The organism is Leifsonia sp. 22587 (assembly GCF_052044215.1).
In the GTDB taxonomy this organism is placed as follows: Bacteria; Actinomycetota; Actinomycetes; order Actinomycetales; family Microbacteriaceae; genus Leifsonia; species Leifsonia shinshuensis_C.
Genome location: NZ_JBQENB010000003.1, coordinates 1 through 19,026 on the forward strand (window position 1 = coordinate 1; position 19,026 = coordinate 19,026).

Sequence of the window (19,026 nt, forward strand, 5' to 3'; positions counted from 1 at the left end):
CGTGTTGCGACCCCTGGATGCGCGTGCGCGACGGGAGGGCCGCGAGCGGTGAGAGGATGTGCCGGTGGGCGGACGGGGAGTCGCGGCGTATGCCGCCGATGCGGCTGCGGCGCTCGTCGTCACCGCCGCCGCGGCGGCCGCCTGCGCGACAGTGTGGTGGGTGGGAGTCGCACTCTCCGGCGGCACCGCCGACGGAGGCGGCGCGCAGCTGACCAGCGCTGCGGTGCTCGCGACGGTGGTCGCCCTGAGCCTCGGACGGCGCACCTTTGCGACGCGGTCGGAGTTCGCGCGGTCGGCCGCGCTGCTGCCGGTGGTCGGGCTCGTCGCCGGCGGCGTCGGGTGGCTCCTCGTCGCGGTGCCTCCGCTCGGCGCGGCCCTGTTCGTGGCGGGGATGAGCATTCCGATCTGGATGCGCCGGTTCGGGGAGCGAGCGGCGCGGCTCGGCGGCCTGATCGCATTGCCGCTCACCGCCATGCTGGTCGCCCCCGTGCAACCCGCGCCCGACGCCCAGCCGTGGCGCACCACCGTGCTCGTGCTCCTCGCCGGGATCGTGGCGACGCTCTGGGTCGGCCTCGCGCGGGAGATCCTGCTGGTCCTGCCCGGGCGGAAGCGCTCCGCGCGCGACACAGCGCCCGCCGCGTCCCCGCCCCGGCCGCCCCGGCCGCCCCGCGACCGGTCCGCCTCATCCGGGTCCCGGCCGAACGCGCCGAGCCGGCGCCTCCCCGCCAGCACCCGCATGGCCCTGCAGATGGCGGTGGCCCTGACGGCGGCGTTCGTCGTCGGCTGGATCGTGTTCCCCGACCACGCGATGTGGGTGGTGCTGACGGCGTTCCTCGTCTGCTCCGGCAACCGCGGTCGCGGCGACGTGCTGCACAAGAGCGCTCTGCGCATCCTGGGGGCCCTCGGCGGCACGATCGCGGCCGCCGCCCTCACCACCGTCGCCGCCTCCCACGCGGCCCCGGAGGCGTCGGGATTCGCGGGGGTCGTCGTCATCTTCGTTGCGCTGTTCGTCGGAACCTGGCTGCGGGGTTACAGCTACGCCTTCTGGGCGCTGACGGTCACGCTCGTGCTCTCTCTGCTCCAGCAGCTGACCGGCACCGCCACGCTCACCGGGGAGACCGGGATGCTCGCCGAGCGGATGCTGGCGATCGTGGTCGGCGCGGCGCTCGGCATCGCGGCGAGCTGGTTCGTGCTGCCGGTGCGCAGCATCGACGTTCTCCGCCGGCGCCTCTCGGAGCTCCTCGCAGCCCTGGCCGACGCGGCCGTGGTCGATCCCGGAGATCCGTCGGCGCGCACGGCCGCCCGGCAGCAGGTCGACGCCGCGGTCGACCGCGTCCGTCAGCTGGCGCCGGCCCATCGCGCCACCCGGCTGGTGCACGCGGCCCGTCCGCGAAGAGGCGAGCGCCCGACGCTTCCGATCGACTGCATCGACGCGGTGGAACCGCTCCCCGCGGCGTTGGACCGCTTCCTCACGCGACGCCCGGGGCACACCGCCGACCAGGACGCTGACGCCACGTCCCGGGTACGGGCCGCCGTCGCCCGAGCCCGCGCCGCGCTTGCGGAACCCGTCGACCCTGCACGTCTCCGCGCCGGGCTATCCGGGGTCACCAGGGCACTGGGAAGCGACTGAACGCACCCTGATTTAAGTTGTGCACAACTTGGTTGTGTGAAACGATAACGGCATGCCCGTGACCGATGAGATGGTGTGCTTCTCGCTCTACGCCGCGACGCGTGCCACCACGCAGGCGTACCGTACGCTCCTGGAGCCGTGGGGGCTCACCTATCCCCAGTATTTGGTGCTCATCACCCTGTGGGTGGAGGGCGACCAGACCGTCGGGTCGCTCGGCGACCACCTCCAGCTGGACTCCGGGACGCTGTCCCCGCTGCTCCGCCGCATGGAGCAGGCCGGCCTCGTGCGCCGCGAACGCCGCAGCGCCGATGAGCGGGTCGTCACGGTGACCATCGGCGAGCGCGGGCAGGAGCTGCGGCCTCAGCTCGCGCACATCCCCGCCCGGATCGCGGCCGGGACCGGCCTGCCGGACGCGCAGGCGGCCGAAGCGCTCATCGATACCCTGCACCGGCTCACGGAGACCATGCACGCCGCGGCGCAGCAACCCGCCCCCGCGGCGAACTGAACACGTCCGGCGCACTGACACGTCCGGCGAACTGAACACGTCCGGCAACCGAAACACCCTGAAAGGCACAGATGAACGTCCTCTACACCGCAGAAGCCCTCTCCACCGGCGCCGGCCGCGACGGCCGGGTCGCCACCAGCGACGGCTCCTTCGCCCTCGACCTGGCCGTGCCCAAGGAGATGGGCGGCTCGGGAGCGGGCACCAACCCCGAGCAGCTCTTCGCCGCGGGCTACGCCGCGTGCTTCCACTCCGCACTGCAGGCGGTCGCACGCAGCCAGAAGGTGAAGCTCGACGGCTCGTCGGTCGGAGGCCGCGTCGAGATCGGGCCGAACGGCGAGGGCGGCTACCAGCTGTCCGTGCTGCTCGAAGTCGTCCTCCCCGGCATCGAGGCGGAGCAGGCCCAGGCCCTCGCCGACGCCGCCCACACCGTGTGCCCCTACTCGAACGCGACCCGTGGCAACATCGACGTCACGATCACGGTCTCGGAGGACTGAGCGATGAAGGCACTGATCCACGACGAGTTCGGCGACCCGGCCGAGGTCCTGTCCGTCGACGAGCGCCCGCTCCCCGAGCCCGGCGCGGGCGAGGTCCGCGTGAGGATGCTGCTCTCGCCCATCCACAACCACGACCTGTGGACGGTCCGCGGCACCTACGGCTTCAAGCCGGAGCTCCCCGCCCAGGCCGGCACTGAGGCGCTGGGCGTGGTGGATGCGCTCGGCGACGGCGTCGACCAGCTCACGGTCGGCCAGCGGGTCGTCACAGGCGGCACCTTCGGCGTGTGGGCGGAGTACTTCGTCACCCGCGCGGCGGGCCTCATCCCCGTCCCGGATGCACTGCCGGACGAGTCCGCCGCGCAGCTCGTGTCCATGCCGTTCAGCGCGATCAGCCTGCTCGAGTCGCTCGACCTGGCGGAGGGCGACTGGCTGATCCAGAACGCCGCCAACGGAGCGGTCGGCCGCATGGTCGCCCAGCTCGGCGCGGCTCGCGGCATCAACGTCGTCGGGCTCGTCCGCCGGGCCGCCGGAGTCGAGGAGCTGCGGGCGCAGGGCATCGAGCGCGTGATCGCGACCGACGACGCCGACTGGCGGGAGCAGCTCGCCGCCCTGACCGACGGCGCACCGCTCCGCGTCGGCGTCGACTCGGTCGGCGGCTCGGCGGCCGGCGACGTGCTCTCGACGCTCGCGGTGAACGGCACACTCGTCGTGTTCGGCGCCATGGCGTCCCCGACGCTGGAGCTCGCCTCGGGCGACATCATCTTCAAGCAGGCCACCGTGAAGGGCTTCTGGGGAAGCGTGGTCAGCCGCGAGATGCCCGCCGACCAGCGCAACCGGCTGTTCCAGGAGCTGTTCGCCCGCATCCAGGACGGCACCCTGACCCTGCCGGTCGCCGGCGTCCACGCCCTCGCGGACATCCGCGCCGCCGTCGAGGCGAGCGGCCGGCCCGGCCGCGTCGGCAAGGTCCTGCTCCGCCCGTGAGCCGGGCCGGGGTGGGCACGGGCCGATAGCCTGGGCTCATGCTCACCCCGCCGGTCACGCCGAAGAAGCCCGTCGAACGCATCCACCACGGCGACGTCTACGTCGACGACTACGAGTGGCTCCGCGCGAAGGACGACCCCGCGGTGACCGCCCACCTCCACGAGGAGAACGCGTACACCAACGCGCGCACCGAGCACCTGGCGCTGCTGCGGGAGCAGATCTTCGACGAGATCAAGGCGCGCACCCGCGAGACCGACCTGAGCGTCCCGGTCCGCGAGGGCGACTGGTGGTACTACACCCGCACGGTGGAGGGGAAGCAGTACGGCATCCACTGCCGCGCGCCGATCGCCTCCCCCGACGACTGGGCGCCGCCCACCCTCGACGACGACGCCCAGCGCAACGGCCTCCCCGGCGAGCAGATCCTGCTCGACGACAACGCGGAGGCCGAGGGCCACGACTTCTACGCGCTCGGCAGCTTCGACATCAGCGCGGACGGCACCCGGCTGCTCTGGGCGGTCGACACCGAGGGCGACGAGCGGTACACGCTCCGCGTCCGGTCGCTGGCCGACGACGGCGTGACCTTCCCCGACGAGATCACCGGCACGGCGGGCGGGGCGCTCTTCGACCAGACCGGCGCCTACATCTTCTACACGACCGTCGACGAGTCCTGGCGGCCGGACACCGTCTGGCGCCACCGGGTCGGCGACGGGCCCGAGGTGGACGACGTGCAGGTCTTCCACGAGCCGGACGAGCGGTACTGGATCGGCGTCGGCCTGACCCGCAGCCGGCGGTTCCTCGTGATCGAGGCCGGCTCCAACATCACCAGCGAGGCGTGGCTGCTGCGCTCCGACGACCCGACCGGCGAGTTCACGGTGGTGTGGCCGCGTGTCGAGGGCATCGAGTACGACGTGGAGCACGCGGTGGTCGGCGGCCACGACCGCCTGCTGATCGTGCACAACCACGAGGCCGTCAACTTCGAGCTCGTCAGCGTCTCGGCCGACGACCCGCAGGGGCCGCGCCGCGTGCTCCTCCCCCACGACCCCGCCGTGCGGCTGGAGGGTGTGGATGCGTTCCGCGACTTCGTGAGCGTCGAGTACCGCCGCGAGGGGATGACGCGGGTGGCCGTCGCGCGCGTGCCCGACCCGGCCGGGGAGCATCCCGGCGACGACACCCCGCACGAGCTGCACTTCGACGAGCAGCTGTTCACCGTGGGGGTCGGCGGGAACCCGGAGTGGACGCAGCCGTTCCTGCGCCTCGGCTACGGCAGCTTCGTCACGCCCTCCACGGTCTACGACTACGACGTGCGGACGGGCGAGCTCGCCCTGCGCAAGCAGCAGCCGGTGCTCGGCGCGTTCGACCCGTCCCTGTTCGAGCAGCGCCGGGAGTGGGCGATCGCCCCCGACGGCGCCCGCGTTCCGATCTCGCTGGTCTACCGCAACGACCTCGTCACCCCGGGCGAACCGGCGCCCCTGGTGCTGTACGGCTACGGCTCGTACGAGGCCAGCATGGACCCGTCGTTCAGCATCCCGCGCCTCAGCCTCCTCGACCGTGGTGTCGTCTTCGCCATCGCGCACGTGCGCGGCGGCGGGGAGCTCGGCCGGCTCTGGTACGAGAACGGCAAGAAGCTGCACAAGAAGAACACCTTCACCGACTTCGTCGCCGCGGCCCGGCACCTCGTCGACCGCGGATGGACGGAGCCGTCGCGCCTGGCCGCGCAGGGCGGCAGCGCCGGCGGCCTGCTGATGGGCGCCGTCGCGAACCTGGCCCCGCGCGACTTCGCGGGCATCCTCGCCGAGGTGCCCTTCGTGGATCCGCTGACCAGCATTCTGGACCCGTCGCTGCCGCTCACGGTCATCGAGTGGGACGAGTGGGGCGACCCGCTGCACGACCCGGGGGTGTACGACTACATGAAGTCGTACTCTCCGCTGGAGAACGTGCATGAGACGCACTATCCGCGCATCCTCGCCATCACCAGCCTGAACGACACCCGCGTGCTGTACGTCGAGCCGGCCAAGTGGGTGGCGAAGCTGCGCGAGGTGGATGCGGACCCGCTGCTGAAGATCGAGATGGCCGCCGGTCACGGCGGGGTCTCCGGGCGCTACGCCGCCTGGCGGGAGCGGGCGTTCGCGCTCGCGTGGCTGCTCGACGTCGTGGGGGCGCACCCGTCGGGTGAGTGAGGAGGGCGCCGTGACCCGGGCGTGACTGCGCCGGTTCGGAACGTCTGCGCCGGGTCGACCGGGCGCAATCGTTCCGAACGACCGCAGTCAGCGGCGCCGCGCGGCGGCCGCGGTCAGCAGGCGTCGAACCAGGAGTTGCTGTTCAGCACCGCGTCGCCGCCGACGGCGACCAGGCGCGTGACGCCCGTGTCCTGCATGGCGGAGAGGGCGCTGACCGGGGCGCACCACCCCGTGGCGAGCAGCAGCGGTCCGGGATGCGCGACCGCCAGCACCGCCGCCGTCAAGGCGTCGGGGAAGTTGAGACCGCTCGCCATGTAGGTGACGCCGGTGTGCGGGAGGGACCGCGCCAGCTCGGCCGCGGTCGAGAAGCGGTCCGACCCCGCGACGCGGTCCGCCGGGACGCCGAGGGTGGAGGCGAGGCCGTCGGTGACCACGTCCGAACCGCCGACCACGGTGGCGTGCGTCGTGCCCCACCGGCGGAGCGCATCCTTCGTCGCCGCATCGGCGGCACCGAGCCAGCCGTTCACGAGCAGCACCGGCCGACCGGTCTGCGCGGCGGCGGCGGCAGCGGCCAGGGCGTCGGGGAACGCGTTGCCCGTCACCACATAGACGTCGGGCGCGCTCGTGCCGAAGGCGTCGTCGATGATCGCGCGGGACACCTCGAAGCGGTCGGCGCCGCCGATCCGGCGGACGTCCGGCGAGAACGGCAGCGCGCGGATCGCGGCGACCACGTCATCCGTGATCGCCTGGACGCCGCCCACCACGATCACCTGCTGCGGGTGGAGGCGGACCAGCTCGGCCGCCACGTTCGGGTCGAGTGCGCCGGGGCGCGTGAGGAGGAGCGTGCCGTGCTTCTTCGCTGCGGCGGCGCCGGCCGAGAGCGCATCCGGGAACGTCACGCCGGAGGCGACGTAGGCGACCGGCACGCCGGCCGCAGAATCGGGGAACGCGGCCTGCGAGACCGCCACCGACGTGGCGAAGCGGTCGGAGGAGGCGACGCGGGACCAGCCGCCGGAGAGCGGGAGGTCGATGCCGACCGGATCCGTCTGCTGCTCGATGGTCACGCTCGGCAGTCGCGTGGTCACGACGGCACGGAGGTCGCGGCCGACATCGGCCACCGTCGACGTGTACGTCGCCGAGGTCGCGCCCGGCATCGGAAACGGATAGCCTCCGGGGCTGCCGCCGCCGAGCCCGTTCCAGCTGGTCCAGCTGTACGTGTCGGTGCCACCGCTCGGAGCAGCGAGCGACGCGGTCAGTGCCGACCCGGCTGTGGCGAAACCACTGGTCACGGGGCCGATGATCGTCGCCAGCGGCGGACGGGTGGCGGGCACCGCGACGTTGAAGCAGGTGAAGACGGCGGTGTACGGCTGCGCGTTGATGTTGTACAGGCGGGCGCAGACGTTGACGAGACCCGTGCCGGGAAGGTAGCCGGAGCGGAAGTCGAAGCCCTGATTCGGCCCGGCGGTCGGGTAGACGCGCGGGACGTCCGGCCGCGGATACGCGAAATCGTGGTTCTCGGCGTACCCGATGCTCACCCGGGCGCCACCGGGAGCAGCCGCTGTGAACTCGATGCCGGCCGTCGTGAGGCCGTTCGCCCCACGGTCGTTGAGGTCCGCGGCCCACCCGGTGAGATGCAGCATCGGCCGGGAATCGGTGCCGACGTACGACACCCTCACCGTGTCGATGGACCCGGCCGGCGCGAGCGGAAACACCTGCCAGGCGGCGGCGGGCGCCGCGGGCAGCAGAGCTGCGGCGAGGACGGCGAGCGCGCCGGCGACGGCGACGAGACGGACCTTCATCGAGAGACTCCCCCAACGACGTGTCATGGGTGGCCCTGCGTGCACCGTGCACGCTCCGACCCGTCGCTGGAGTGAGCCTAGCGGCACACGGGCGCGAGCCGCACGAACGGCTCAGCCGAGATCGTCCGGGTCCTTCCCGGTGCGCTCACCGGTCTCCAGCGCCGCGATGGCCGCGAGGTCCTCGGCGTCGAGCACGAAGCCGAACACGTCGAGGTTCGAGCGGATGCGCTCCGGCGAGGTCGACTTCGGGATGACGACGTTGCCCAGCTGCAGCTGCCAGCGGATGACGACCTGCGCGGGTGTCACGCCGTGCTTGTCCGCGAGCCGGTCGAGCGTCGGGTCGCCCAGGATCCGCCCGCGAGCGAGCGGCGACCACGCCTCCGTCACGATGCCGTGCGCGGCGTCGTAGGCCCGCACCTCCTCCTGCGGCAGCCACGGGTGCAGCTCGACCTGGTTCACGGCCGGGACCGTGGCCGTCTCCCGGGCCAGCCGGTCGAGGTGGTGCGTGTGGAAGTTGGCCACGCCGATGGACCGCGCGCGGCCCTCGTCGCGCACCCGCTCCAGCGCGCGCCAGGTCTCGACGTAGCGGTCGCTCTTCGGTGCCGGCCAGTGGATGAGGTACAGGTCGATCGTGTCGAAGCCCAGAAGCTCCAGGCTCCGGTCGAACGAGCGCAGCGTCGAGTCGTAGCCGTTGTCCGTCCACCACACCTTGCTGGTGACGAAGACATCCGACCGGTCGAGGCCGCTGCGGCGGATGCCCTCGCCCACCCCGCGCTCGTTCTCGTAGAAGGCCGCCGTGTCGATGTGGCGGTAGCCCGCATCCAGCGCCGCCACCACCGCATCCGCCGTCTCGGAGTCCGGGATCTTGTAGACGCCGAAGCCCAGCTGGGGGATCGCGTTGCCGTCGTTGAGAGTCAGCTGCGGGATGGTCGGCATGGGTTCATTCTGCCGCTCCCCGCGCGTACAGGTGAGGAGAGGAAAGGAGAACGACACATGGCATTGGACGACAAGACCATCGCGTTCCTGGTGGGCCCGGAGGGCATCGAGCAGGCCGAGCTGGTGCAGCCGTGGACAGCGGTCAGCGACGCCGGCGGCACGCCGACGCTGATCTCGAAGGAGCAGGGCACGGTACAGGCCTTCAACCACCTGACGCCGGCCGACACGTTCCCGGTGGATGTGACCCTCGACGCCGCGAGCGCCGACGACTACGACGCTCTGGTGCTCCCGGGCGGCGTCGCGAACGGCGACCAGGTCCGGACTTTCCCGGAGGCGGTGTCGCTGGTCAAGGCGTTCGCCGACGCCGGCAAGCCGATCGCGGTGATCTGCCACGGCGGCTGGGTGCTCATCGAGGCCGGAGTGGTCGACGGACGTACGCTGACCAGCTGGCCGAGCCTCCAGACCGACTACCGCAACGCGGGCGCCACCTGGGTGGACCAGGAGGTCGTGGTGGACGACGGACCGTTCACGCTGGTCTCGTCGCGCAAGCCCGACGACCTCGAGGCGTTCGACCGCGAGATCCTGAAGGCCTTCGAGTAAGAAGCCGTGAGTGTTCCCTGGCAATGGCCTCCATGGCGGTTGCCTCCCTCCACGGGATGCGGGAACGTAGTGCACTCCTGGACCATCGAACGGAAGGAGAGCTCATGCTCACCCTCACGGAGAACGCCAGCACGATCGTCAAGACGCTGACCGAGCAGTCCCCCGAGGAGACCGCCGGGCTGCGGATCAGCAGCAGCAACCCCGACAACACCGCCTTCGCGGCGGCCGTCACCCCGGAGCCGGAGGCTTCGGATCAGGTGGTCGAGTCGGGCGGCGCCCGCATCTTCCTCGAGACGCAGGCCGCCGAGGTGCTCGACGACAAGGTGCTCGACGCGCAGGTCGACGACCAGGGAGCCGTCAGCTTCGCGATCGGCGCGACCGCCTAGTCCGCCGCTCACGAGAAGGCCCGGAGCCGTTCGGCTCCGGGCCTTCGTCGTTCGCGGGGCGGACCGGCGTCAGGCGACGTCCGTCCGCTCCGCCGGCGCCGGGTCGGCGGCGCCGGTCTCGGTGGCGGTCTGGCCTGCGGTCGCTCCGCCGTCCGCATCCGCGCCGGGCGCGTCTTCGGCCGGGGGCACCAACTCCTCGGCCACGATGGGATGCGGCGCGGTGCGGTCGTCCGGCAGTCCCCACAGGGGCTCCCCCTCGCCGGCGTCCAGCAGGAATTCGGCCGCCGACGTCCAGAACGGCACGATCTTCATCGGCGGGATCTCCTCCTCGCCGGGGAAGTGCGCCGCGAAATGCACCTCCGGGTCGCCGTTGATCGGCTCCGAGGCGGCGATCAGCCCGTAGTAGTTCTCGTCGTCGACCACGCGCCAGCGTCCGGTCCGGCCGTGCTCCGGCTCCAGCCGCACGGTGTACCCGCCGTACTTGAAGTCGGGGCCCGGGGGCAGGGAGGCGCGTTCGTCCTTCGTCATGCTTCCGTTCTACGGCCGGAACCCGACGGCGGCAACTCGTTCACTTGCCTAGCGAATCGGTGTAAGGCCACGGCAGGGCCCACGTGTCAACTCCTCGACTCCCCTGAATGGGTGGCATGGACTGGGCGCGACGAAAGGAGCCCACATGCTGGCAATGACCTATCGCGGCCCGTACAAGATCCGGGTCGAGGAGAAGGACCGACCGAGGATCGAGCATCCCGGCGACGCGATCGTCCGGGTGACCCTGGCCGCGATCTGCGGCTCAGACCTGCACCTCTACCACGGCATGATGCCGGACACACGGATCGGGCACACGTTCGGCCACGAGTTCATCGGCGTCGTCGACGAGGTCGGACCGGACGTGCAGAACCTGAAGGTGGGCGACCGCGTGATGGTCCCGTTCAACATCTTCTGCGGCAGCTGCTACTTCTGCGTGCGCGGGCTGTACTCGAACTGCCACAACGTGAATCCCAACGCGACCGCGGTCGGCGGCATCTACGGGTACTCGCACACGACGGGCGGCTACGACGGCGGCCAGGCCGAGTACGTGCGGGTGCCGCTGGCGGATGTCGGGCCGACCGTCATCCCCGACTGGATGTCGGACGAGGACGCCGTGCTCCTCACCGACGCGCTGCCGACCGGCTACTTCGGCGCGCAGCTGGGCGAGATCGAGGAGGGCGACACCGTCGTGGTGTTCGGGGCCGGCCCGGTCGGCCTGTTCGCCGCCAAGTCGTCCTGGCTGATGGGCGCCGGGCGCGTGATCGTGATCGACCACCTCGACTACCGGTTGGAGAAGGCGCGGTCGTTCGCGCACGCCGAGACGTACAACTTCGTCGAGGAGGGCGACATCGTCCGGATGCTCAAGCACACGACCGACGGCCTCGGGGCGGACGTCGTCATCGACGCGGTCGGGGCCGAGGCCGACGGGGCGGTGCTGCAGCACGTCACCTCCTCCAAGCTGAAGCTGCAGGGCGGCTCGCCGGTCGCGCTGAACTGGGCGATCGACTCGGTGCGCAAGGGCGGCACCATCTCCGTCATGGGCGCCTACGGACCGCTGTTCAGCGCGGTCAAGTTCGGCGACGCGATGAACAAGGGGCTGCGCATCAACACCAACCAGTGCCCGGTGAAGCGGCAGTGGCCGCGCCTGTTCGAGCATGTGCGCAACGGCTACCTGACGCCGAGTGACATCGTGACCCACCGCATCCCGCTGGAGCACATCCAGGACGGGTACCACCTGTTCTCGTCGAAGCTCGACGGCATCATCAAGCCGCTCGTGGTGCCGAGCGCCGCGTAGGACGACCACCGCCGAAGTAAGGAGACCGACATGCCGTACGTGGCGAGTGACCACACCAAGAAGTACGACCCCGAGGCGCTGCGCCAGAGGATCCCGGGCTGGGGCGTCGACAGCGACCCGGCCGACCGCCCCTCGCACCCGCGCGAGCGCCTCGAACCGCCGGAGGCGACGGGCGCGCACTGGACCATGCCCGTCCAGCAGGAGCCGACGAGGGGCCGCGAGCGCTCGGTCGAGCACGAGCGGCTGACACCGGTGTTCGGCACGGCGCAGCCGCTGCACGGGCTGTCCGGCGCCATCCGCCGATTCGCCTACGACCGCTACAGCGAGGGCCAGACGGCGCACTGGCTGGTGCTCGTCGCCGGCGACCGGGTGGATGCGATCACCGAGCACCTGAAGTCGTTCGCGTCACGCCGCCCGGACGACCCGATCACCGAGTCGGGCGTGCTCGGCGAGGTGGGCCACCATCCGATCTCGTCCCGTTTCGGGGTGCAGCGCGCCGACCTCAGGCACACCTGGCTCGACCCGATCATCGTGGTGGGACCGTGGGTGCTCGCCGGAGTGTTCGCGGTGCGGACGGTCGCGAAGCTCGTGGGGCGCCGCTGAGCCGACCGGCTCGTGGATGCGGTGGGGCCGCGCTCTGACCGGGTGGAATCCCCCGGTCAGAGCGTCGCCGTGAGCACTCCGCCGTCGGCCCGGACAGCGGCGCCGTTGGTCGCCGACGCGAGCGGGCTCGCCAGGTAGGCGACCAGCGAGGCGATCTCATCCGGCTCGATGAAGCGCTCGAGCAGCGTGGTGCTGTTCTGACCGATGATCGCGGCCTTCACCGCGTCGACGGGGGCCGACTGGGATGCAGCGATCGCCTCGACCGTGTCGGCGACGCCGTCGGAGTAGGTCGGGCCGCCGAGGACGGTGTTGACCGTGACGGCGGTGCCGCGCGTCCGCTTGGCCAGGCCGTTGCTGAGCGCGATCATCGCGGCCTTGGTGACGCCGTAGTGGACCATGTCGGCCGGGACGTTGACGCCCGACTCGCTGCTGATGAACAGCACGCGGCCCCACCCCCGCTCGATCATGCCGGGGAGGGCGAGGCGCGACAGGCGCACGCCGCTCATCAGGTTGACCTCGAGGTAGCGCGCCCACTCCGCGTCGTCGATGGTCTCGAACTCCGCGAGCCCGAACATCCCGACGTTGTTGACGAGGATGTCGATCTCACCGAGTGCGTCCGAGTCCAGGAGCGCGTCCATGCCGGCCGGGTCGGCGAAGTCGACGACCACGCCGGAATGCTCGACCCCCGGGTGCGTTGTCCGCAGCCGCGTCACGGCCGCCTCCAGAGTCTCCGGATGCCTGCCGCTCAGGACGACCCGTGCGCCCTCCGCGGCGAGCCGATCCGCCACGGCGAATCCGATGCCCCGTGTCGATCCGCTGACGAATGCGCTTCTGCCCGCGAGCTGGAGGTCCATGCTCGATCCTTCCTGCGGCACCTCGTGCCGGTCATTGACTTGCCTAGGCAAGTGACACTACCGCTGCTGACTTGCTTGAGCAAGTCCGTTAGACTCCGGTCATGACCGCAGCACTCCCCCCGTCCGGTCTCGACCCCGATCAGCTCGCAGCCTGGGCGGCGATCGCCACACTCCTCGAGCGGCTGCCGGCAGCGCTCGACGCACAACTGCAGCGCGACAGCGGTCTCACCCACTACGAGCACGGCCTGCTCTTCGCGCTGGACACGGCGCCCGACCGCACGCTGAGGATGAGCACGCTCGCCGGATACGCCAGCAGCACCCTGTCGCGCCTCTCGCGTGCGATCTCCCGATTCGAGAAGAACGGCTGGGCGCGCCGGCAGACCGACCCGGCGGACGGCCGATTCACGCTCGCGATCCTCACCGACGCCGGGCACGAGCTGGTGGGCCGGTCCACCCCGGCGCACCACGCGCTCGTTCAGGAACTGGTCTTCGACCGGCTCACCCGGGCCCAGGTCGCGCAGCTCCGGCAGATCAGCGCGCGGATCAACGCCGGGATCGGCCCGGCACCGGCGTGGGTGCCCCCGAAAGCCGACGGCTGACCGGCCGGGCGTCGCGCGAATCCGTATATAGCTGCGCGGGATGAACCACGCGTTCTAGCCGCACATCCGTGCGCAACCGTCAATCGACTGCCGACCCCGGAGCGGCCGTCATTGGATAGTCTGCAGTGCACGGGCGGCCTCAACCCCGCTCGGCCGCCCGTGCACCATCCCGCTGTCGCCGCGGCTCGCGTTACGGCGCCGCCAGCTCCTCGGCCACGTCGGACCGGCTCTGCTGCTGCTCCTCGCGGTCCTGCTCCGCTTCGGCGTCGCCTCCGCGGAACTGCGTCATGTACAGGTCGTAGTACGCGCCGCGCCGGGCGAGCAGGGTGGCGTGGTCGCCCTGCTCGACGATGCGGCCGCTCTCCATGACCAGGATGGTGTGCGCATCCCGAATGGTGGACAGCCGGTGCGCGATCACGAACGACGTGCGGTCCGTGCGCAGAGCAGCCATCGCGTGCTGCACCAGCAGCTCGGTGCGGGTGTCCACGGACGAGGTGGCCTCGTCGAGGATGAGCAGCGACGGGTTCGCGATGAACGCCCGCGCGATGGTGATCAGCTGCCGCTCGCCGGCCGAGACGTTGCCGCCCTCGGCGTCGATCACGGTGTCGTACCCGTCGGGCAGCTGGCGCACGAAGCGGTCGACCATGGTGGCCCTGGCCGCCGCGATCACCTCGTCGTCGGTGGCGTCGAGACGTCCATAGCGGATGTTCTCGCGGATCGTGCCCGAGAACAGCCAGGCGTCCTGCAGCACCATCCCGACCTGGCCGCGGAGTTCGGCCCGCGACAGGTGCGTGGTCTCGATGCCGTCGAGGCGGATGGCTCCGCCGTTCAGCTCGTAGAACCGCATGATCAGGTTGACCAGCGTCGTCTTGCCCGCACCGGTCGGGCCGACGATCGCGACCGTGCTGCCCGGTTGGACACTGAGCGACAGGTCGGTGATGAGCGGCGTCTCCGGCTCGTAGGAGAAGTCGACGTGGTCGAGCTCGACCCGGCCGTCGGCGCGCTCCGGCAGGTGCTCGGTGGCCGTGTCGGGCGTCTGCTCCTCGGAGTCGAGGAACTCGAACGTCCGCTCCGCCGAGGCGACACCGGACTGCAGCATGTTCGCCATGCCGGCGATCTGGCCGATCGGCTGCGAGAACTCCCGCGAGTACTGGATGAAGGCGGTCGCGTCGCCGATGGTCAGCTGACCGGCCGCGACCTTCAGTCCGCCGACCACCGCGATCAGCACGTAGGAGAGGTACGACACGAAGTTCATCGCCGGCATGATGCTGCCGGAGACGAACTGCGCGCCGACCTGCGCCTTGTGCAGGGTCGCGTTGCGCGAGTCGAACTCGGCGAGCATGACCTCGTCGCGGCCGAACGCGCGCACCAGGTCGAGCCCCGAGTACGACTCCTCGATGTGCCCGTTGAGCGCGCCGGTCGAGGCCCACTGCGTGGTGAACAGCTTCTGCGAGCGCGACCCGATCACTCCGGCGATGACACCGGAGAGCGGGATGGAGATCAGCGCGATCAGCGCGAGCTGCCACGACACGATGAACATCATGATCCCGATGCCGATCACCATCAGCACGGACTGGATGAGCTGCGAGAACGCCTGCTGCAGAGCCGTCTGGATGTTGTCGACGTCGTTGGTCACGCGCGACATCAGGTCGCCGCGCTGCCGGGTGTCGAAGTAGCTCAGCGGCAGCCGGTTGAGCTTCGCCTCGACGTCCTTGCGGAGACCGTAGACGACGCGCATCACCAGGGCGTTGAGCAGGTAGCCCTGCCACCACTGCAGCAGCGACGCGACGAGGTACATCGTCAGCACGATCAGCAGCAGACGCCCGAGCTCGGTGAAGTCGATCCCCTCGCCGGTGGTGACGCCGGAGGCGGCCACGACGTCCGCGAGCTGGTTCTGGCCCGAGGCGCGCAGCTGCTCGATGACCTGGTCGACCGGCACCCCCGGAGGGAGCTGCGAGGCGATGACGCCCCGGAAGATCACGTTGGTCGCATCGCCGAGGATCTTGGGCGCGATGACGACGAGCACGACCGACACGACCGTGAGGAGGGTGACCCACGCCATCCCGAGCCACTCGGGCTTCAGCAGGCTCATGAGCCGCTTGAACGACGGCCAGAAGTTCTTCGCCTTCTTGGCCGGCGCGCCGCCGAACATGTCGCCGTCGGCCTCGGTGGGCGTGAAGTCGTACTCCTCCTCCAGTTCGTCGAGGACGATGTCCTTCGCGGTCGGCGTCTGGCCGTCCTCCGGGCGGCCGCCGCGCTTCTTGCGTTCCGTGGTGCGCGCCATCTCAGGCCACCTCCAGGCTCAGCTGCGACTCGACGATCTCGCGGTACGTCTCGTTCGTCTCGATCAGTTCGTCGTGGGTGCCCTGGCCGACGACCTGTCCGTCGTCCATGACGATGATCGTGTCGGCCTCGCGGATGGTGGACACCCGCTGCGCGACGACGATCACCGCGGCATCACCGGTGGCGTCGTCGAGCGCCCGTCTCAACCGGGCGTCCGTCGCGACGTCGAGCGCCGAGAACGAGTCGTCGAAGAGGAACACCTGCGGCCGCGCCACCAGCGCACGCGCGATGCACAACCGCTGGCGCTGGCCGCCCGAGACGTTGGTGCCGCCCTGGGCGATGCGCTCGTCGAGGCCGTGCTCCTTGGCGCGGACGAAGTCCTCCGCCTGAGCGATCCGCAGCGCCTCCCACAGCTCGTCGTCCGTCGCGTCGGGACGCCCGAAACGGAGGTTGCTCGCGATCGTCCCCGAGAAGAGGTAGGGACGCTGCGGCACGAGCCCGAGCACGCCGGCGATCTGGGCGCGGCTCAGCCCGTCGACCTCGACGCCGCCGATGCGGACGTGGCCCTTCTGCGGCGTGAAGAGGTTGGCGATGACCGACACGAGCGTGCTCTTGCCGGACCCGGTCGATCCGACGATCGCGGTCACACGGCCGGCCTCGGCGGTGAACGACACGTCGTTGAGCACGGGCTTCTCGGCCCCCGGGTAGCCGAACGTCACGCGGTCGACCTCGACCCGTCCGTCGCGCGGGGCTCCGGCCGCCGCTCCGCCCTCGGCGGAGCTGCTCGGCACCGCGCCCAGCACCTCCTCGATGCGCTCCGCGCAGACCATGGCGCGCGGGATCATCATCGCCATGAAGACGCCCATCATGACGGCGACGAGGATCTGCAGCAGGTACTGCAGGAACGCCGTGAGCGCCCCGATCTGGATGTCGCCGGCATCCACCCGGTGCCCGCCGAACCACAGCACGGCGACCGTCGCCGCATTGAGGATGAGCATGATGACCGGGAACATCAGCACGAACACGTTGCCGACCTTCACCGAGATCCGGGTGAGCGCGGCGTTGGCGTCGTCGTAGCGATCCGTCTCGAACTTCTCGCGCACGAACGCGCGGATGACGCGGATGCCGACGATCTGCTCGCGGATCACGCCGTTCACGCCGTCGATCCGCTCCTGCATGATGCGGAACATCGGCAGCAGCACCGCCACGAGGATGCCGACCACGACGAAGAGCACGGCGACCGACACCCAGATCAGCCACGACAGCCCGGCGTCGACGCGCACCGCGAAGATGATGCCGGCGATGCACATGATCGGCGTCGACACCATGAAGTTGAAGGTCATGAGCAGCAGCATCTGCACCTGCTGCACGTCGTTCGTGTTGCGGGTGATCAGTGTCGGGGTACCCCAGCGCGCGAGATCGAGCGAGGGGAGCGCATCCACTTTGCGGTAGAAGGAGCGGCGGATGTCCTGGCCGGCGGACATCGAGGCGCGGGCCCCGAAGTAGGTGGCGGCGACGGCGGCGATCACCTGCACGAAGCAGACGACCAGCATCATGCCGCCGGTGCGCCAGATGAAGTCGGTGTCGCCCTTCACCACGCCCTTGTCGATGATGTCGGCGTTGAGGGTCGGCAGGTAGAGGGCGGCCATGGTCGCGATCAGTTGGAGGACCACGACCGCGGTCACCGCGCGCCAATACGGGCGCACGAAGCGAAGCGATAGGCGAAGCAGAGTCACAGTTGTTCCCGGGTGTGCTGTGTGATGGATATGACCGCCGGTGATGCGGCGTGACCGACGCTAGCGGGGATTGAGGACGCGGAGTGGCCTCAATCCGAAAAGCGGTCAGACGGCGGTGTAGTGGAGATGCAGGACGCCGTTGTCGTAGGCGTCGTGGTGGCGCAGCCGCAACTGCGCGGGCGTGCTGCCGTCGGGGAAGAGGCGTGCGCCCGTGCCCCGGACGAGCGGATAGACGAAGAGGTGGAGGGAGCCGAGCAGCCCGTCGGCGAGCAGCGAGCGGACGAGCGACCCCGAGCCGCTGACGTACACGCCGCCGCTGAAGGAGTCGGCGAACTCGCGGATGCGCGCGGGATCGTAGGCGCCCAGCGACCGCGAGTTGCGCCACGTGCGCTCTGCGGTCTCGTCGTCGAGCGACGAGCTGACCACGGCTTTCGGGCTGTCGTTGAAGAACGGCGCCCCCGGGTCGTCGGCCGCGGTGCGCTGCGACCACGCCGGGGCGAACATCTCGAAGGTGCGGCGGCCGAGCAGGATGGCGTCGGAGGCGCGGGTGAGACGTCCGATGTCGTCGCCCATCTCCGGATCGAACCCGAACTCGGCGGTCCAGCTCGGATCCTCGAACACACCGTCCAGCGAGATGAACTCGTGCACAGCGATGCCACCCATAAGATTCCCCCTTGTCGCGGACCAGCATAGAGGCTGGCGTGCCGTCGTGGAACGGCCTGGCGGGATCCGCTGTCAACCCCTCCACCGCCGTCGGCGCCGCGCGTAGACACGGAGCAGAACGATGGGAGGCCCCGTGACCCGCACCATTGCCGTGACGCCCGACCGGCGGCGGGCCGCGCCGCGCCTGACACCCGAGGTCGTACCCGGCGTGCACCGCCTCGAGCACGCCTTCACCAACTGCTACCTGCTCGCCGACGGCGACATGTGGACGCTCGTGGATGCGGCGTTCCCGCACACGTGGGGGCCTCTCATCCGCTCGGCCCACGAGATGGGCCTCCGGATGCGCGACCTGCAGGGCATCGTGCTCACGCACGGCCACTTCGACCATGTCGGATTCGCGAAGCGCGCGATCGAGGAGCTCGGGGTACCGGTGTTCGTGCACGCCGGCGACAAGCACTTGGCCGCCCACCCGTACCGGTACCGGCGCGAGCACACGCCGTTCGTCTACCCGCTCGTCTACCCGCGCTCGCTGGGCCCGGTCGCCGGCATGATCCGGGCCGGCGCCCTGAAGGTGAAAGGCGTCGAGGAGGTCTTCGAGCTGCCCGGCGCGGGCGTCCTCGACCTTCCCGGGCGCCCGGAGGTCGTCTTCACACCGGGGCACACCTTCGGCCACTGCGCACTGCTGCTGCCGGATCGGGAGACGCTGCTGAGCGGGGACGCGATCGTCACGCTCGATCCGTACAAGGGCATCCCGGGCGCGCAGATCATCGCGGGCGCGGCCACCGCCGACTCGGCGCAGGCGCTGCGATCGCTCGACGCGATCCGCGCGACGGGAGCGCGCGTACTCCTGCCGGGGCACGGGGAGCCGTGGCTCGACGGGGTCGACGCGGCGGTGGCGTCCGCCCGGGCGATCGGGCGCAGCTGACGCGCGGCCGGGCCGCCGGTCAGGGCGCCGGTC

At 70.8% G+C, this 19,026-nt stretch carries 18 protein-coding genes; 11 read left to right on the forward strand and 7 right to left on the reverse strand.

Annotated features, from left to right (window positions below):
- Positions 1 to 64 precede the first annotated feature (64 nt).
- From ACTJI1_RS12065 to ACTJI1_RS12085, 5 genes are all read left to right on the forward strand, one after another.
- The gene (locus tag ACTJI1_RS12065; protein ID WP_440742846.1) at positions 65 to 1,630 is read left to right on the forward strand and encodes an FUSC family protein; all 1,566 of its coding nucleotides are present in this window, start codon (positions 65 to 67) and stop codon (positions 1,628 to 1,630) included.
- A 52-nt stretch (positions 1,631 to 1,682) separates the two neighbouring features.
- Positions 1,683 to 2,135, forward strand: coding sequence for a MarR family winged helix-turn-helix transcriptional regulator (locus ACTJI1_RS12070; RefSeq protein WP_440742847.1), 453 nt, complete (start codon positions 1,683 to 1,685; stop codon positions 2,133 to 2,135).
- A gap of 71 nt (positions 2,136 to 2,206) precedes the next feature.
- The gene (locus ACTJI1_RS12075) at positions 2,207 to 2,629 is read left to right on the forward strand and encodes an organic hydroperoxide resistance protein (protein WP_310133289.1); all 423 of its coding nucleotides are present in this window, start codon (positions 2,207 to 2,209) and stop codon (positions 2,627 to 2,629) included.
- Positions 2,630 to 2,632: 3 nt separating this feature from the next.
- Positions 2,633 to 3,610, forward strand: a complete 978-nt coding sequence (locus ACTJI1_RS12080) for a zinc-binding dehydrogenase (RefSeq protein ID WP_440742848.1) — start codon at positions 2,633 to 2,635, stop codon at positions 3,608 to 3,610.
- A gap of 38 nt (positions 3,611 to 3,648) precedes the next feature.
- Positions 3,649 to 5,787 carry a S9 family peptidase gene (locus tag ACTJI1_RS12085; RefSeq protein WP_440742849.1) on the forward strand — a complete coding sequence of 713 codons (2,139 nt, stop codon included), beginning with the start codon at positions 3,649 to 3,651 and terminating at the stop codon, positions 5,785 to 5,787.
- A gap of 113 nt (positions 5,788 to 5,900) precedes the next feature.
- On the opposite strand, the gene ACTJI1_RS12090 is transcribed toward ACTJI1_RS12085, so the two are convergent.
- Together ACTJI1_RS12090 and ACTJI1_RS12095 are read right to left on the reverse strand one after the other, a co-directional pair.
- Positions 5,901 to 7,586: a cell wall-binding repeat-containing protein gene (locus tag ACTJI1_RS12090; protein ID WP_440742850.1), complete on the reverse strand. Its 1,686-nt coding sequence runs from the start codon at positions 7,584 to 7,586 to the stop codon at positions 5,901 to 5,903.
- Positions 7,587 to 7,697: 111 nt separating this feature from the next.
- Complete coding sequence (locus tag ACTJI1_RS12095; protein ID WP_440742851.1) at positions 7,698 to 8,522, reverse strand: aldo/keto reductase; 825 nt, start codon at positions 8,520 to 8,522, stop codon at positions 7,698 to 7,700.
- A gap of 57 nt (positions 8,523 to 8,579) precedes the next feature.
- Here ACTJI1_RS12095 and ACTJI1_RS12100 point away from each other — a divergent pair, with 57 nt between their 5' ends.
- Together ACTJI1_RS12100 and ACTJI1_RS12105 are read left to right on the forward strand one after the other, a co-directional pair.
- On the forward strand, positions 8,580 to 9,122 hold the full coding sequence (locus ACTJI1_RS12100; RefSeq protein WP_440742852.1) for a type 1 glutamine amidotransferase domain-containing protein: 543 nt from the start codon (positions 8,580 to 8,582) through the stop codon (positions 9,120 to 9,122).
- A 104-nt stretch (positions 9,123 to 9,226) separates the two neighbouring features.
- A complete protein-coding gene (locus ACTJI1_RS12105; RefSeq protein ID WP_310133275.1) occupies positions 9,227 to 9,508 on the forward strand; it encodes a Fe-S cluster assembly protein HesB in 282 nt (93 codons plus the stop codon).
- Between the two features lie 69 nt (positions 9,509 to 9,577).
- On the opposite strand, the gene ACTJI1_RS12110 is transcribed toward ACTJI1_RS12105, so the two are convergent.
- Entirely contained in the window at positions 9,578 to 10,036 is a 459-nt protein-coding gene (locus ACTJI1_RS12110) for a hypothetical protein (protein WP_440742853.1), read from the reverse strand.
- Between the two features lie 145 nt (positions 10,037 to 10,181).
- Here ACTJI1_RS12110 and ACTJI1_RS12115 point away from each other — a divergent pair, with 145 nt between their 5' ends.
- Both ACTJI1_RS12115 and ACTJI1_RS12120 read left to right on the forward strand, forming a co-directional pair.
- Positions 10,182 to 11,330 (forward strand): zinc-dependent alcohol dehydrogenase, encoded by a 1,149-nt coding sequence (locus tag ACTJI1_RS12115; RefSeq protein ID WP_310133270.1) that lies wholly within the window; start codon positions 10,182 to 10,184, stop codon positions 11,328 to 11,330.
- A gap of 30 nt (positions 11,331 to 11,360) precedes the next feature.
- A complete protein-coding gene (locus tag ACTJI1_RS12120) occupies positions 11,361 to 11,933 on the forward strand; it encodes a hypothetical protein (protein ID WP_440742854.1) in 573 nt (190 codons plus the stop codon).
- 56 nt (positions 11,934 to 11,989) lie between these two features.
- Here ACTJI1_RS12120 and ACTJI1_RS12125 read toward each other — a convergent pair whose 3' ends face one another.
- Positions 11,990 to 12,787, reverse strand: coding sequence for an SDR family NAD(P)-dependent oxidoreductase (locus tag ACTJI1_RS12125; protein WP_440742855.1), 798 nt, complete (start codon positions 12,785 to 12,787; stop codon positions 11,990 to 11,992).
- Positions 12,788 to 12,888: 101 nt separating this feature from the next.
- Between ACTJI1_RS12125 and ACTJI1_RS12130 the strand changes: the two genes are divergently transcribed.
- Positions 12,889 to 13,386, forward strand: coding sequence for a MarR family winged helix-turn-helix transcriptional regulator (locus ACTJI1_RS12130; protein ID WP_440742856.1), 498 nt, complete (start codon positions 12,889 to 12,891; stop codon positions 13,384 to 13,386).
- Positions 13,387 to 13,576: 190 nt separating this feature from the next.
- On the opposite strand, the gene ACTJI1_RS12135 is transcribed toward ACTJI1_RS12130, so the two are convergent.
- From ACTJI1_RS12135 to ACTJI1_RS12145, 3 genes are all read right to left on the reverse strand, one after another.
- On the reverse strand, positions 13,577 to 15,670 hold the full coding sequence (locus ACTJI1_RS12135) for an ABC transporter ATP-binding protein (RefSeq protein WP_440742857.1): 2,094 nt from the start codon (positions 15,668 to 15,670) through the stop codon (positions 13,577 to 13,579).
- A gap of 1 nt (position 15,671) precedes the next feature.
- Positions 15,672 to 17,405, reverse strand: a complete 1,734-nt coding sequence (locus tag ACTJI1_RS12140; RefSeq protein ID WP_440742858.1) for an ABC transporter ATP-binding protein — start codon at positions 17,403 to 17,405, stop codon at positions 15,672 to 15,674.
- A gap of 105 nt (positions 17,406 to 17,510) precedes the next feature.
- Positions 17,511 to 18,068: a dihydrofolate reductase family protein gene (locus ACTJI1_RS12145; RefSeq protein WP_440742859.1), complete on the reverse strand. Its 558-nt coding sequence runs from the start codon at positions 18,066 to 18,068 to the stop codon at positions 17,511 to 17,513.
- A gap of 133 nt (positions 18,069 to 18,201) precedes the next feature.
- Here ACTJI1_RS12145 and ACTJI1_RS12150 point away from each other — a divergent pair, with 133 nt between their 5' ends.
- Positions 18,202 to 18,993, forward strand: a complete 792-nt coding sequence (locus tag ACTJI1_RS12150) for an MBL fold metallo-hydrolase (protein ID WP_440742860.1) — start codon at positions 18,202 to 18,204, stop codon at positions 18,991 to 18,993.
- The last annotated feature ends 33 nt before the right edge of the window (positions 18,994 to 19,026 follow it).